Raw genomic sequence first — 14,266 nt, forward strand, 5'->3', positions numbered from 1 at the left:
CCCTGCTTCTATCTTGTCTGTTTGACCATTTTGCATATCTGCCATCAAGCGAAAGACTCCATTAGCGCCATTGATTGTATCGACTTTGAGTGTGCGTGGTGCAAAGGTGGTGGAGGTGAGACGGTGGGAGATACCATCATCAGCAACTTGTGTGAAATCTATCACAGCGAGTTTATCGATATGGGCGTATTGGTTATCGACCACATAAGCTTCATTGTTGGCGTCTAAGGTAGTGATTTGTGAGCTCGCATTTAAGATCCATTTGCCCCCGTGATTGAGATAGAGTTCAATTACAGATCGTGAGCCTCTAGCGATGGATATTCTGCCTTGAAAAAAGCTTTGGGGATTATCAAGATTGATATTGATATTCCCTCTTGAGGTGCTTTCTGCAGAGAGGTCGCCTTTGAGTTGGATAATGTTATTGGGATTCAGAGTTGTTTTCGTGGCTTCATTATAGTTGAGATAGACTGCTCCACTCCCCTCTAGGCTAAAAATCATGCGATAACCCTTGCCATTTTTGCCCGCGCCCCAGCCTTGTGAGGGCTGCATTTGAGAAACATCAATGAATACATTTTTGGTAAATTTGAAATACCCGCCATTGTTGCCATTAGAAGTGAATACACCTCTTTGGATATAGACATCAGGGCTTGCATAGAGATAAAAATTAGTATTGAAATCAAAATTTGCGTTTTTAAAATAATTTTTTGCTTGGGTCATGATCATTCCCTCAATCCCATTAGTCCTAGGGGCTTTTTGGGCTTCTTGGATATTGAAGACAAGATTGCCACCATTGATGGTATAAGTATCGCCGTTTTGACCTCGAAATATAGTCCCCGAATAGCCCAGATAATGGCCTTTTGTCCGCATATTAATCGTCAAAGTGGCGTTGGGATCGATTTGCATTGTATTAAAGCCTTGGAATAAAATGCCTGTGAATTTTGCAGGATCAGCATCAGAATTTTCAAAAGTGTAGTTTTCATTGATGGTAGTATCAGTGCTGTAGTGGGCGTCTAGGGGGTGGAACTCTCCGGTGACCCCAAAAGAAAGGGCAGGAATGACAAACAAAACAACAAAGCCAAAATTTTTGCGTTTAGATGCCAAAAGGATTTCTTTAAATTTGAGATTTTAAAATTATGATTCCATGACTTAGGACTGATGTCAAAAATATATACATCTTTGTATCGACCAATATTAAGTTACTTTTAGACTTTCTTGCACTAAAATTAAGAAAATATTTTGGGGAAACATATGCCAAAAAGAGAAGATATAAACACCATACTTTTGATTGGATCAGGGCCTATTGTGATTGGACAGGCTTGCGAGTTTGATTATTCAGGCACTCAAGCTGCCAAGACGCTGAAATCTTTGGGCTATCGGGTCGTATTGATCAATTCCAATCCTGCTACAATCATGACAGATCCAGAATTTGCCCATCGCACTTATATCGAGCCCATCACTGAAGAGATTGTAGCTGATATTATCCGCAAGGAAAAGATTGACGCGATTTTGCCCACGATGGGTGGTCAGACAGCTTTAAATATCGCAATGAGTATGTATGAAAAAGGCCTGCTTGAGGGGATTGAATTTTTAGGCGCTAAACCGAGCGCTATCAAAAAGGGCGAAGACAGGCAAGCGTTCAAAGAAGCAATGCTAAAAATCGGTATGGATTTGCCTAAAAGTCGCTATGCATATGATGAAAATGAAGCGCTAGAGGCCGCTAAGGCTATCGGCTTTCCTTTGATTATTCGTGCGAGTTATACGCTAGCTGGCGGGGGGAGCGGGGTTGCTTATAATATCGATGAATTCAAAACTCTAGCACAAAATGGGCTTGAAGCCTCGCCTATCAAGGAGATTTTGATCGAAGAATCGCTGCTAGGTTGGAAGGAATATGAAATGGAGGTTATCAGAGATCAAGCTGATAATTGCATTATTGTATGTTCTATCGAAAACCTAGACCCCATGGGGGTGCATACAGGCGATAGTATCACGATCGCTCCAGCTTTGAGCTTGACAGATAAAGAATACCAGAGAATGCGCGATGCGAGCTTTGCGATTTTGCGTGAGATTGGCGTGGATACTGGTGGGAGTAATGTGCAGTTTGCTATCAACCCCAAAACAGGACGCATGATAGTCATTGAGATGAATCCCCGCGTGAGTCGCAGCTCGGCTTTAGCTTCCAAGGCGACAGGCTATCCGATTGCTAAAGTCGCTACTTTGCTAGCTGTGGGCTATCGGCTTGATGAAATCAAAAATGACATCACCACAACACCCGCAAGCTTTGAGCCAAGCATTGATTATATCGTGACTAAAATCCCGCGCTGGACTTTTGAGAAATTCCCTCAAGCAGACTCTACACTCAGCACTTCCATGAAGAGTATCGGGGAGGTTATGGCGATTGGAGGGAATTTTTGTGAATCGATTCAAAAGGCTCTTTGCAGCCTAGAAACAGGGATTTGTGGGTTTGAGAGCTTGAGCGGGGATTTGGAGCTAATCCGTAAAGAAATCCGCCGTCCTAATGCCAATCGCTTGCTTTATATTGCTGATGGTTTCAGACAGGGCTTGAGTATTGAAGATATTCATGAACTTAGCAGTATCGATCCGTGGTTTTTGCACCAAATCGCTCGCATTGTCCAAGCAGAATCTCAGATCACAGCCGATATTTTGCATAAGCCCTCTTTGATGCGTCAAATCAAGTCTTTGGGCTTTAGCGATAAGATGATTGCTAAGTGGATCAAAAAAAATGAAAAAATGGATATGAGCGAGGCTGAAGTCTATCAGGTCAGAAATACCCTTGGTGTCAAGGCAGTCTATGAAGAAGTTGATACTTGTGCAGCAGAATTCCCCTCACTCACGCCGTATTTGTATTCTACAACTTTGCCCGATGGCTTTTTGCAAGAGCATTTTGAGAGTTTCAACGCACAAGATTTGCAGACAAATGTTTCTGATGGCACAAAGCCTAAGGTAATGATTATTGGTGGAGGGCCCAATCGTATCGGTCAAGGCATTGAATTTGATTATTGCTGTGTGCACGCGAGTTTTGCGCTTGAAGATATGGGTATACAAAGCATTATGTATAACTGCAACCCAGAAACAGTGAGCACAGATTATGACACCAGTGATGTGCTCTATTTTGAACCCATCGACTTTGAACATGTGCGTATGGTGATAGAAAGAGAGCGGCCTGATGGCATTATCGTGCATTTTGGGGGACAGACTCCCTTGAAACTCTCAAAAAATCTCACTAAAATCGGCGCTAAAATCATTGGGACAAGTGCGAAAGTCATTGATATTGCCGAAGATCGAGAGAAGTTTGCAGCCTTTGTCAAAGACAATCATCTCAGACAGCCCGAAAATGGCGTGGCCTTTACCAAAGAAGAGGCTTATGAGATCGCTGATAAAATCGGCTTCCCTATGCTTGTGCGCCCAAGCTATGTGTTGGGGGGGAGGGCAATGCGTATTGTGTATAACAACGAAGATTTGCGGCTTTATATGGAAGAGGCCGTGAAAGTCAGTGAAGATTCTCCAGTACTGATTGATAAATTTTTAGATCAGGCCATTGAGCTAGATGTCGATGCTATCTGTGATGGCAAAGATGTTTATATTGGCGGAATCATGCAGCATATCGAAGAAGCAGGGATCCACTCAGGGGATTCTGCTAGCTCCTTGCCAACAATCAGTGTTCCAGAAAATATCCTCCAAGAAATCGAAGACACGACAGCTAAAATAGCCTTGAATTTGGGCGTGGTGGGACTCATGAATGTGCAGTATGCGATTTATAAACAAGAGCTTTATCTCATCGAGGTCAATCCACGCGCAAGCCGCACCGTGCCGTTTGTAAGCAAAGCAACAGGCGTGCCTTTGGCAAAGGTCGCTACAAGAGTGATGTGGCAAGGTAATCTCAAAGAGTGCTTAGAATATTATGATCATTTTCAATTTGTGTGTTTTGAGCGAGGGATTTATAAGCCCAAGGCACTCCCATATGTTGCGCTCAAAGAGTCTGTGTTCCCTTTCAATAAACTTTATGGGGCTGATTTATTGCTAGGTCCAGAGATGAAAAGCACAGGCGAGGTGATGGGGATTAGCAAGAAGTTTGGTCTGAGCTTTGCAAAAAGTCAGATTGCTTGCAAGAATACCTTGCCAGATTCAGGGCAGATATTTGTTTCATTGAGCGATCGAGATAAATCCCAAGCTTGCGATATGGTGCGGGAGTTTATCGCATTGGGCTTTAGTATTTGTGCTACAGAGGGGACACATCATATCCTAGAATCCAAAGGAATTCCATCGACTAAAGTGCTTAAAATCTCTGAGGGGCGCCCTAATATACAGGATTTGATGGCAAATGGCAAGATCGCAATGGCAATCAATACAAGCGATAATAAATCCAACAAAGAAGACGCTAAGCTGATCCGTATTCAGGTGCTCAAAAATCAGATTTCTTATTTCACCACTCTAGCAGGGGCAGAGGTCGCTATTGAAGCGCTCAAAGAAATGCGTGGGGGAGATGTCAATGAGGCAGTTGCTTTGCAGGATTATTTGTGCCTTTGACCCATGGGGCTATCTATCTTGCTCAAACTGACACGACTGCAGGGCTTTTGAGCACAGATTCTGCTAGGCTCAATGCCATCAAAGGGCGAGCCATAGACCAGCCAGTTTTAAAAGAAGTGGATTCTCTTTTGACACTCACAAATACGCTCCGAGTCCCAGCAAAGTTTAAAAATCGTGTCCGCAGGGCTACACAAAGCACTTTTATCTACCCCAACCATCAAGCATTTCGTGTCATCAAAGATGTGATGCATTTAGGATTTTTGCAGCGATTCACTCAGATGTATTCGACTTCTGCTAATAAGACAGGCAAGGGCTTTGTGTATCAAGAAGCCTTGGAGATGTGTGATGTTGTGGTGTGGGATACTCGTGGGATTTTTGCAGGCAAACCATCTAGGATTTTTCAAATCAATCAATCAAAAATTCTCCCAATCAGGTAGTGCCTGATCGGTGGAGGTCTTGCCCCCCCCCCCCTTTTTTTTTGTGGGGCTTTTGATTGTGGGGGGGGGGGTTATTTTTGTCTGGTTTTGTAGTTGAGTTTTTTGCATAAAGGGTCATCTAATGGGCAGAATATCTTTGGATTGCTCAAAAGGTCTTTAGGGGCGATGTTAAAAATCGTGCTTTGGGTGTAGGCTCTTGCTGAGATAGTAAGGCTTTGGGGGTCAAACTTCAAGAAGCAGTCTTTTGTGCCCTCTTGATTGAGTGCAGATAGAATCATTATCACCTCTTTAGGATTAACCCTCTTGCTATCAAGATGGACTCGGGTATAGAAATCTGCGACTTGACTTTGGGTGAGTCTGAGCTTAGTGTTGAGCTTGAGCTCGCAAGTTTTTTTGTTCGCACTCAGATGTGGCATTGCTATAGAAAGAATAATACCAAGCACCACAAGGGCTAGGATAATCTCAAAAAGACTGAAAGCCCTAGAGCTTGATGGAGGCATTATCAAGAGAGATAGAAATTTGTTTGGGGTAGGATTTGGCGAGCTTTTGGCATAAGGGCGAGGTGATAGAGGGGTCGATGGATACTTGTAGGGTGTTTGCAGAATACTCTACCAACACGCAGTTATTTGCTGTATCGATAGTGCCATCTTTAGCAAGCCGCACGCCATTTGTCGTGGGGATCCATCGCGTGGGGCTCAATTGGGCTGTATCCATAATAAAATCCCCATTGATTGTAGCAGGGTCGATGTCTTCAGTGAGGCTTTTGGTCTGCACAGAGTTGATGATAGTTTGTAAGTCATTTTTGATAGCGATATATTGCGCATCACTGCGGCTAGCAGAAAGACGAGGGATTGCAATCGCAGCAATAATACCGATAATAACAATCACAAAAACCAATTCAATCATACTGAACGCATTTCTCATCTTAGCTCCTTAGAGTAAAGTATCTATCATATTTTTGACAAAATGTGCTGACACCCTTGCAGCAGAGTCTAAAAATGTATCAAAGCTCACATCTGCTGTGCCATCAGCACTATCACTGATGGATCGGAATATGCAAAAGGGCACTTGCAATAAATCGCACACCACTGCCACGCTAGCCCCCTCCATCTCGACAGCATCAGCACCGAATTTTTCTATCAACCATTGCTTTTTTTCACTGCTATGGATAAATTGGTCGCCTGAGGCGATGATACCCTCTTTGAGGTTGATAGCGTGTTGCTTGGCGACAGATTTAGCAATGCTATTGAGCTTGGGGTCTGCTGAGATATAGACCTTGCTTTCAGGGATAAAGCCTAACGGGTGCCCAAAGGCAGTGATATCGACATCGTGCTGACAGAGCTTAGTGGCAATCAATAAATCTCCAACTTTCAAATCCCCTCTCAAGCCCCCTGCTACGCCACTGAATATAATCTGTTCGCATTGAAAGTGCAAAATCATACTTGAAGCAGTCAGTGCAGCGTGCACTTTGCCGATTTTGCTATAAGCAATATAAATATCAGCGTCTTTGTAGGTGATGTGATAAAAGGCATTGCCCCCCAAAAGGATTTCTTCATACGCGCCAAAAATCTCTAGCAACGGGGTGATTTCTTCGTGCATAGCACCGATAATGCCGATTTTCATTTGTTTCCTTTATTGTTGGATTTGTGTGATGGTTTCATTGAGCGTAGCAAGATCTGCGATATTGTAGGTAGGCTTTGGACTCAAGCGCTTATTCAGACCTTTGAGCACCCCGCCATGACCAAATTCAATGAAGGCATCGACCTTGCCCTCTAGGGATTGGATCGACTGCTTATATAACACAGGGGAGATGAGCTGTTCTGTGAGGAGCTTGATGGCGTCTGCTTGGGTGTGATAGGGCTGTAGGGTCGCATTAGAAAGCACATCTATGGAAAATTGATCATCAAGCAAAGTGCTTAGGAGCTGTTTGAACGGAGCGCAAATCTCTGCGAGCATTGGACAATGGCTCGCTACAGACATAGGGAGCAGGAGTGCGCGTTTTGCCCCCATTGCCTTGATGGGCTCTGTGGCTTCTATGAGATCGGGCTTGCTGCCAGCGATGACTATCTGCCCCTCTGCATTGTAGTTGGCACACCAGAGGTTTTTGCCTTGTTTGGAGCTTTCTTGACAAAATGCTTCGAGCTTTGAGTCTTCAAGCCCCACTACGACCATCATTCCTGCTTCTTTGCCCTCGCAAGCCTTTTGCATCAATGCACCTCTTTTGTGCGTGAGCTGCAAGGCATTTTCAAAGCTCACTCCCCCTGCGATACAGAGTGCGCTGATCTCACCGAGAGAATGCCCCAGTGCGACTTGAGGCAATAAGGGAAACTCTTCTTGGAAAATACTATGGGCGATGTAGCTAACTAGAAATATCGCTGGTTGGGTGTATTGGGTCTTGTTGAGTTGGTCATTTTCTTCAAAAAGCAGCTTTTTCATATCGATGTTTAAGGTATCGCTAGCTTTTTCAAAGAGCTCTTTAGCGTGGCTAAAATTATCATAAAAATCCTTGCCCATACCGACACTCTGAGAGCCTTGCCCGGGGAAAATAAAAGCATATTTCATCACAAACCTTTGGTGCGTTATCAAATCGTGATTTTATCATATTTTGCTAGGAATTTTTGGGGTGTTAAGTTGTAATTTATGATTTTTAGTCTAAAATACACTTTCTGTTTTGGCATATCCTCAATCAGAAGTCTTTTGGACCGGTGGGTGAGTTGGCTTAAACCACGTCCCTGCTAAGGACGCGTAGTCGCAAGATTACCGAGGGTTCGAATCCCTCCCTGTCCGCCATAGTTTCAATCTGCAAGTTTTCATACAAACAAAATTTAAAGCCTTATGAACTCCATTAGCAACATTGTTTTACTTTATCTTTTTCAAGATATTATTTTCCAAATCTTTGATATTATAAATCGTATCAAGCACATCAAAAGTTTCTTCTAAATTATTTTTGGCACTATTCCAGCCGCAACCATCAGTAAACCAAATAAATGTTACCCCATCGATTGTTTTGACTTCTTGGGCTTAATGTCTTGTAACTTCTTGCAGTTTCGTTGAGTTTTGAGCCATTGCTCGCATAAAAATTAGTTTCTATAACATAAATTTGCTCATCAGTCTTGATAACAAAATCAAATCGTTTTTCCATTTTTCCTTGATTGGAAATCGCAGACAAATCCAGACTCCATTTTTTCTGCATTTGATTGATATACATTTCTTTGAAATAGTTTTTGTCTTTGATGAATCCTGCTTTTTGAATATAGCCTTCAACAAGGTTTTCCATCAAATGACCGCCACGATTTTTACGAGCATTTGAATCTAACCCCGTTTCCACTCCCGTTGCATAATCAACCAAATTGCTAATGATATGATTTTGTTATCAATCAAATATACAAAGGTTCCCCAAATATTTCTTGAGCAATGATTGAACTGAATTTATATTCTTTCAAGTAAGAATTTTCTTTTATTAAATTATTATATGCAGATTTCTCATCTAATCCGTTTGAAAAACCAAGTATTTGACAATTCTCAATATCCTTTGAATCTTCATCTTGTGTATAACCATCAGTCGTATAAAACAAATATTTCCTCATAATAGTTTATATTGTCCTCTCTCTGTGAATTTGATATAACGATTATCCCTTAATATTTGTAATTGTTGCCTGATTTTTGCTTGGATATTATTGTTGGTAGGGTGTTTAATTTTCAGAAAAGCTTCAAACGAATAAATTTCTTCTAATGAAAATTCTTTTTTATCCAATAATTCTATACATATAGGGATTTCATTGAAACCCTCGGATAGTATGGAAAACCTATCACAGAATTCGATGTCAGAATGTGGGGCAGTATGGTCGAATATATCATAGTGGATAAGGACAAAAATATAACCGTCACATTCAAAGACGGCTCGGAAATACAGGAATAAAACCAAACAGAGATACACACGGATATCTTGCAGAGATTGCAGGGTATTTTCTTTTTGGTTATTTTGTAAACATTGCTCTGTGGAGATTGTAAAACGGCAGGAAGTGTGATATGATGAATTGTCTTATTTGTGAAAGATATTAACGCACTTCTATTTTATATGAAACTATACAGAATAGATGTAAGGGTCAAATGCATAGAGGGAAGCATCACGCAGGCACAGTTGGCAGAAAAAGTCGAAATTTCTAGTCTGTATGTAAATCGCATCATAAAAAAGCAGGATAGTGTGGTAAATAAAACCTTTGTGCAGATACTGGAAGCATTGGGGTATGATATAGAACTGATCTATGTGAAAAGGCAGAGCGAAGGAGGAAATACGGAATGAAACCATTAGGAATATTAGAAGAAATAAAAGACCTACGTACCGTGTGGCCACACGAAGCATTGGATTTCACTCCGTGGTTGTCACAGGATGATAATATCAGTCTGCTTGCAGATGCAGTAGGCTTGGAGATTACAGTCGATGAAACAGAGTCCTCTGTTGGTGATTTCAATGTGGATATTTATGCTTCCGAAACTGGGGCTGATAGGAAAATCATCATAGAAAATCAGCTGGAGGATACAAACCATGACCATCTTGGCAAGCTGATAACCTATGCATCTGGGAAATCAGCAGATGTGATTATTTGGGTTGTTAAACACGCTCGTGAAGAACATAAGGCAGCAATCGAATGGCTGAATAACCACACAGATGATAAAATCGGATTTTTCCTCTGTGAAATCAAACTGTATAAAATCGGAGCATCAGAGCCAGCTGTAAAGTTTGAGGTAATTGAGAAACCGAATGACTGGACAAAGGAGGTTAAGAAAAACGAATCCATCAATGAAACCCAACAGCAAAGGTATGACTACTGGGTAGCCTTTGAGGATTACGCTTTTAAAAATCCACAGTTTGCGAAGAATTTTAATCGCCGCAAGCCATCCACTGATCAATGGATGAACTTTAGTGTGGGTTCTTCTGCCTACCATATTGCAGTGTCGCAGATACAAAAGCGTGATGAACTGGTGGTGGAACTGTATATTAATGAAGATAAAGAACTGTTCAATTCATTGCTTCAGAATAAGGATGATATTGAAGCAGCCGCTGGTTTCTCTTTTGATTGGCGGGAACTGCCAGAAAAGAAGGCAAGCAGAATAGTAGTACAAAAATCAGTGGCACTTAGCAATAAATCCAAATGGAGTGAGCAATTTGAGTGGCTGGTGGATGTGATGTTGAAGATGAAAATAGGATTTAAGAAGTACCTGTAAATTTGGATTTAACGGAGGGAAAAGGAATGGAATATATACAAGTAACAAAGGAAAATATCGAAAAAGAGCACATTTGCTGTGCGATTTCCAATAACAAAGATGTCCAAGTATTCACCAAAAAAGATTGGATGATGCAGTGCTTTGATGACGGTCTTGTTTTTCTGAAAAGTGCTGAAAGAGGAAAATGCTTCATTGAGTATGTTCCTACCGAAAATGCGTGGGTTCCTATCCTTGCAGAAAACTATATGTATATCGACTGCTTTTGGGTATCGGGTTTCTTCAAAGGACACGGCTATTCAAATGATCTGCTAAACAGGTGCATCGAGGACAGTAAGGCAAAAGGAAAATCGGGACTTTGTATTCTTTCTTCAGCAAGGAAGAAACCATATCTTTCTGATCCGAAACATCTGCTTTATAAGGGATTCCAAGTCGCAGATACATCCGAAGCTGGAATCAATCTGATGTGTCTCCCGTTTGACGAAAATGCTGCTATTCCAAGATTTACGCAAGCAGCCAAGCATCCGCATATTAAAGAACAGGGTTATGTTTTGTATTATACAAGCCAGTGCCCGTTTAATGGAAAGTATGTTCCGATAGTTGAGAGGACAGCTATCGAAAACAATATCCCATTCAAGGCAATCCACATTGAAACAAAAGAACAGGCACAGGCAGCACCAAGCCCCTGCACCTCTTATGCGATGTTTTACAATGGCGAGTTTTTGACGAATGAGCAATTTAATGACAAAAAGTTTTTGAAGTTGATTCAGAGCAAATAGAAAAAATTTGATTTAACCAATAGAAATAATTAAAGGAGATCATGTCCATGAGTGCGGCAGCAGCCTATGCACCCAATCGTTACAGCCGTGTGCAAATGAACACGGCATCGTTTACATTGTATCATTTTTAGAATGGTAACTGAGCAAAATGACAAAAGAGCTTACCGAAAAGCTACGCAAAAACCGCACCATCGACTGGCAGAAAAAAGAAAGCACCCGTGCTGGTATGCGATGTTTGGTCAAACGATTTCTTAAAAAATATAAATACCCATCTGAAAGCATAGAAGACGCCACAACTATCGTTATAGCCCAATGCGAAATATGGGCTGATGAGGAAATGTGATGCCAAATATGCCATTTTTAGATACCACCAAACAAGAAAATAATTTGCAAATAAGTGTCTTTGACTTGCAGGCTATTGATAATGATATGAAAGTGGTTTTGGATAAGCACATATCTTCAATTTGCGAAGGAATACAAGGAGGTGATATACGGGCTGTAAAGCAGCGAATTAAGAGCACATTAGATGGTTGGTCAGATAACTTAAAAATGGGAGCAATTGCTGAATTTTTTATCCACCTCTATATGAAATCACATGACTATAAACAAGAGTGCTTGTTTTTTAACCTTGAAGAGCATTCTATAAAAAAGGGATTTGATGGACTTTATTCCCTAAATGGTGAAATTTGGTTAATGGAAAGCAAGAGTGTTTTATTGACAAGGTTTATAAAAACAAACAATTTACGAAATGCAAATAACAAGGTTTTGTATTTATCTCCAATGATAAGCGATAGTAAAAATCTTGCACTGACACATCAAAATATTATGCAGCATAAAATTGAATTTAATATCAAGGAACCTAAAATATATGAATATCAATTAAATGGTAATCATCGTTTATATAATAGATTTTTTAATGAATTTTATGATTTACCAAGGACTACAGATAACACAGATGGGATAGCATATATATTAAACAACAAGGAATGTAAAAACTTTATATATTTATATGCTCCCAAAAAAGTAGTGCAGTTTGCTGCAAAACTATTTGAACGAATAGGGGTTTGCGAAAATATCAACTCGCCAGCAATCCAAGAAGTAATAAGAAATCTCAAAACACATGTACATGATGATTTTTATATTTCAAAATTTCTAGAAAAAGGGATTATATACCTCCATGGCAAGGTTCCTGATAATGTTAAGGATTATTTAGAGCATAAATTCAATACCATTCCAGAAATATCTTATTTAGTAGCAAACCATGTTATTTTGGAGGGTATAAATCTCCCGATAGATTCATTATTTATCGTGCAGCCAAATAATCTAAAACGCAACTCTCTTGTTAATTTAATTGGTAGAGTCAATCGGTTAAATATGATATTTACAGAAGATATTAAAGACTTAAATAAGTTATCACCCAAAATACATTTTATAAACAACAAAGAGTTTTGTAGAGCTGGTAGCGATATGACTAAGAAAATTAAGTGCCTAAGGACTAATGATTTTGATGATGATGTTTGCAACCCATTGCTTGAAAAATTTGATAAGGAGAAGTTTAGTAAGAATAGTGCACAACAGAAGAAAAAACAAAAATGTGAAACCATTTTGACCAATGAAACCATTGTTTTTTCAAATCCGCAAGATCCTGCTCAAATCCTTCAAAAGGATATGCTAAAACTCGGACTAGATATAGTCTATAAGATAAGCGATGATTTGTGTCAGGAGATTTATAGACGCATCGAATTAGAGAGAATTAACTCTGTAGATATATCTGTTATAAAAAAGATCCAAACCGTATTTATACAAGGACTCAAGACTTATATTGAAGACTTTGAAATATTGCGGCTACAAAACAATGCAGCTACTGAGTATTATGATAGCTTTATAGCAGATTACATGCAGAAATCGTTAAAAGAAAAAGTGTCATTAACATTTTCTTATCTAAAAAGCCAAAGAGAAAATAGCACGCATTTGCAATATATCGGTTCTAGTTTTGGTGAAGTTAATCATCAAGGAAACACATCAGGAAAGACCAATTTTGTTGACTTAGGAAGAAAAACAGATGCCGACCTTGCAAATTTATCAATTGTCAAAGTAAAGATGGAGGAAGATTTTATTAGCTTTAAGCTGAGTAAATTTTTTCAACTAATGCTTGATTATGGCTTGATAACTTTGGATCAGTATAACATATTGACTTACGGCACAAACGATGAGTCAAAGTTAAATATGGTGAGATTGGGCTTGAGTCTTAATGTTATCAATAAACTAGTAGAAGATGGACAATTTGAGAATATTAATTTGGATGCAGATGGAAATCTGAGATACAATGATGAATTTGCCATATATAGGGATAGGGTAGATGATTTTTTTAGGTTTGAATTGGATAAATTCTTTATGATTTAGCCAAGCTTTGCTTATTTGGTCTTTTCAATTTGTAAATTTTTATCATTAAATTTGGTTGGCTAAGCTTTGTGGGCAGAAGCTTTTGGACGAGTTTTTCTAGCTTGTCTTTCCTTCAATACTTTTATCCCCCCCCCACCACTATCGCATTTAATCTTTGATACAGCGGATATAGTTTTCATACAAATCTGTGAGTTCGCTCTCTTCTTCGGTGGTTTTGGGGGTGGCTTGTATGGATTGTTCGATGAGGTTGATTTTTTTTATCAAATATCTGAAAAGTTCTTTGTCGATATCAGGGAGTTTTTGGATAGGTTGCATTGGTTGGTTTTCATCTTTGGTTTTGTCTTTGTTGATGATGCGCGCAGGGATTCCCACAGCTGTAGCGCCTGCTGGGACATCTCTGATGACAACAGAATTTGCTCCGATTTTGGCATTTTCTCCAATCGTGATATTTCCTAGTATCTTTGCCCCAGCGCCTACAACGACATCTTTTTGCAATGTGGGGTGGCGCTTGACTTTCTCTAAACTCACGCCCCCCAAGCTCACGCCTTGATAGATCGTGACTCCATCGCCAACCTCAGCTGTTTCGCCGATGACTACGCCAATCCCGTGGTCGATAAACACTTTGCGTCCGATTTTGCAAGCAGGGTGGATATCGATATTTGTGAGGAATTGCGTGAAGCCCATCAGCACGCGTGCAAGCACCTTGAATCCTGCTAAATGCAAGCGATGGGCGATACGATAATGCACAAGAGCAATCAACCCTGGATAATTAAAAAAAAGCTCGATTTTTGAGCTGATGGCAGGGTCTTTGCAAAGGGGGACACTGAAATCTTCTCTGATGAGTTTCCAAAGTCCGATGGGTTTTTCTTCCATTTGCTC

The 14,266-nt window shown here is 40.3% G+C and carries 15 protein-coding genes and 1 tRNA gene; 8 read left to right on the forward strand and 8 right to left on the reverse strand.

What is annotated here, in order from left to right; translation table 11 throughout:
- Positions 1 to 1,101, reverse strand: a 1,101-nt coding sequence (locus BKH46_RS05455) for a hypothetical protein (protein WP_143428915.1), incomplete at its 3' end; no start/stop codon positions are given.
- A 147-nt stretch (positions 1,102 to 1,248) separates the two neighbouring features.
- Between BKH46_RS05455 and carB the strand changes: the two genes are divergently transcribed.
- Both carB and BKH46_RS05465 read left to right on the forward strand, forming a co-directional pair.
- Entirely contained in the window at positions 1,249 to 4,545 is a 3,297-nt protein-coding gene (gene carB / locus BKH46_RS05460) for a carbamoyl-phosphate synthase large subunit (protein WP_095225833.1), read from the forward strand.
- On the forward strand, positions 4,536 to 4,982 hold the full coding sequence (locus tag BKH46_RS05465; RefSeq protein WP_216358700.1) for a Sua5 YciO YrdC YwlC family protein: 447 nt from the start codon (positions 4,536 to 4,538) through the stop codon (positions 4,980 to 4,982). The genes carB and BKH46_RS05465 overlap by 10 nt, the downstream gene beginning before the upstream one ends.
- Positions 4,983 to 5,053: 71 nt before the next feature.
- Here the strand turns inward: BKH46_RS05465 and BKH46_RS05470 are convergent, their stop codons facing one another.
- Genes BKH46_RS05470 through fabD form a run of 4 tightly spaced genes read right to left on the reverse strand, consistent with a single transcriptional unit; the run spans position 5,054 to position 7,544 of the window.
- Positions 5,054 to 5,482: a type II secretion system protein gene (locus BKH46_RS05470; protein ID WP_143428916.1), complete on the reverse strand. Its 429-nt coding sequence runs from the start codon at positions 5,480 to 5,482 to the stop codon at positions 5,054 to 5,056.
- On the reverse strand, positions 5,463 to 5,906 hold the full coding sequence (locus tag BKH46_RS05475) for a prepilin-type N-terminal cleavage/methylation domain-containing protein (RefSeq protein ID WP_095225835.1): 444 nt from the start codon (positions 5,904 to 5,906) through the stop codon (positions 5,463 to 5,465). Before BKH46_RS05475 ends, BKH46_RS05470 begins: the two co-directional genes overlap by 20 nt.
- 9 nt (positions 5,907 to 5,915) lie before the next feature.
- Positions 5,916 to 6,605, reverse strand: coding sequence for a 5'-methylthioadenosine/adenosylhomocysteine nucleosidase (locus BKH46_RS05480; RefSeq protein ID WP_095225836.1), 690 nt, complete (start codon positions 6,603 to 6,605; stop codon positions 5,916 to 5,918).
- A gap of 9 nt (positions 6,606 to 6,614) precedes the next feature.
- Entirely contained in the window at positions 6,615 to 7,544 is a 930-nt protein-coding gene (gene fabD / locus BKH46_RS05485; protein ID WP_095225837.1) for an ACP S-malonyltransferase, read from the reverse strand.
- 137 nt (positions 7,545 to 7,681) lie between these two features.
- Between fabD and BKH46_RS05490 the strand changes: the two genes are divergently transcribed.
- Positions 7,682 to 7,772: transfer RNA gene (locus tag BKH46_RS05490), tRNA-Ser, on the forward strand.
- A 181-nt stretch (positions 7,773 to 7,953) separates the two neighbouring features.
- Here the strand turns inward: BKH46_RS05490 and BKH46_RS09675 are convergent.
- Both BKH46_RS09675 and BKH46_RS05500 read right to left on the reverse strand, forming a co-directional pair.
- A complete protein-coding gene (locus BKH46_RS09675; protein WP_343286594.1) occupies positions 7,954 to 8,343 on the reverse strand; it encodes a DpnII family type II restriction endonuclease in 390 nt (129 codons plus the stop codon).
- Positions 8,344 to 8,359: 16 nt separating this feature from the next.
- Positions 8,360 to 8,557, reverse strand: coding sequence for a hypothetical protein (locus tag BKH46_RS05500; protein WP_143428917.1), 198 nt, complete (start codon positions 8,555 to 8,557; stop codon positions 8,360 to 8,362).
- A 503-nt stretch (positions 8,558 to 9,060) separates the two neighbouring features.
- Here BKH46_RS05500 and BKH46_RS09815 point away from each other — a divergent pair.
- From BKH46_RS09815 to BKH46_RS05530, 5 genes are all read left to right on the forward strand, one after another.
- Entirely contained in the window at positions 9,061 to 9,285 is a 225-nt protein-coding gene (locus BKH46_RS09815) for a helix-turn-helix transcriptional regulator (protein WP_095225920.1), read from the forward strand.
- The gene (locus BKH46_RS05515) at positions 9,282 to 10,208 is read left to right on the forward strand and encodes a DUF4268 domain-containing protein (RefSeq protein WP_095225840.1); all 927 of its coding nucleotides are present in this window, start codon (positions 9,282 to 9,284) and stop codon (positions 10,206 to 10,208) included. The genes BKH46_RS09815 and BKH46_RS05515 overlap by 4 nt, the downstream gene beginning before the upstream one ends.
- 26 nt (positions 10,209 to 10,234) lie before the next feature.
- Positions 10,235 to 10,984, forward strand: coding sequence for a YoaP domain-containing protein (locus BKH46_RS05520; protein WP_095225841.1), 750 nt, complete (start codon positions 10,235 to 10,237; stop codon positions 10,982 to 10,984).
- A gap of 148 nt (positions 10,985 to 11,132) precedes the next feature.
- Complete coding sequence (locus BKH46_RS05525; protein ID WP_095225842.1) at positions 11,133 to 11,327, forward strand: type I restriction enzyme endonuclease domain-containing protein; 195 nt, start codon at positions 11,133 to 11,135, stop codon at positions 11,325 to 11,327.
- The gene (locus BKH46_RS05530; protein WP_095225843.1) at positions 11,327 to 13,387 is read left to right on the forward strand and encodes a DNA helicase; all 2,061 of its coding nucleotides are present in this window, start codon (positions 11,327 to 11,329) and stop codon (positions 13,385 to 13,387) included. Before BKH46_RS05525 ends, BKH46_RS05530 begins: the two co-directional genes overlap by 1 nt.
- A 147-nt stretch (positions 13,388 to 13,534) precedes the next feature.
- On the opposite strand, the gene cysE is transcribed toward BKH46_RS05530, so the two are convergent.
- Complete coding sequence (gene cysE, locus BKH46_RS05535) at positions 13,535 to 14,260, reverse strand: serine O-acetyltransferase (RefSeq protein ID WP_095225844.1); 726 nt, start codon at positions 14,258 to 14,260, stop codon at positions 13,535 to 13,537.
- Positions 14,261 to 14,266 lie beyond the last annotated feature (6 nt).

The sequence above is a fragment of the Helicobacter sp. 12S02634-8 genome (assembly GCF_002272865.1).
In the GTDB taxonomy this organism is placed as follows: Bacteria; Campylobacterota; Campylobacteria; order Campylobacterales; family Helicobacteraceae; genus Helicobacter_J.

Excerpts from the sequence above, each read along its gene's own strand:
- carB (WP_095225833.1), top strand. The coding sequence starts at position 1,249 with ATGCCAAAAAGAGAAGATATAAACACCATACTTTTGATTGGATCAGGG.
- BKH46_RS05470 (WP_143428916.1), bottom strand. The coding sequence starts at position 5,482 with ATGCCTCCATCAAGCTCTAGGGCTTTCAGTCTTTTTGAGATTATCCTA.
- BKH46_RS05475 (WP_095225835.1), bottom strand. The coding sequence starts at position 5,906 with ATGAGAAATGCGTTCAGTATGATTGAATTGGTTTTTGTGATTGTTATT.
- BKH46_RS05480 (WP_095225836.1), bottom strand. The coding sequence starts at position 6,605 with ATGAAAATCGGCATTATCGGTGCTATGCACGAAGAAATCACCCCGTTG.
- fabD (WP_095225837.1), bottom strand. The coding sequence starts at position 7,544 with ATGAAATATGCTTTTATTTTCCCCGGGCAAGGCTCTCAGAGTGTCGGT.
- BKH46_RS09815 (WP_095225920.1), top strand. The coding sequence starts at position 9,061 with ATGAAACTATACAGAATAGATGTAAGGGTCAAATGCATAGAGGGAAGC.
- BKH46_RS05515 (WP_095225840.1), top strand. The coding sequence starts at position 9,282 with ATGAAACCATTAGGAATATTAGAAGAAATAAAAGACCTACGTACCGTG.
- BKH46_RS05520 (WP_095225841.1), top strand. The coding sequence starts at position 10,235 with ATGGAATATATACAAGTAACAAAGGAAAATATCGAAAAAGAGCACATT.
- BKH46_RS05525 (WP_095225842.1), top strand. The coding sequence starts at position 11,133 with ATGACAAAAGAGCTTACCGAAAAGCTACGCAAAAACCGCACCATCGAC.
- BKH46_RS05530 (WP_095225843.1), top strand. The coding sequence starts at position 11,327 with ATGCCAAATATGCCATTTTTAGATACCACCAAACAAGAAAATAATTTG.
- cysE (WP_095225844.1), bottom strand. The coding sequence starts at position 14,260 with ATGGAAGAAAAACCCATCGGACTTTGGAAACTCATCAGAGAAGATTTC.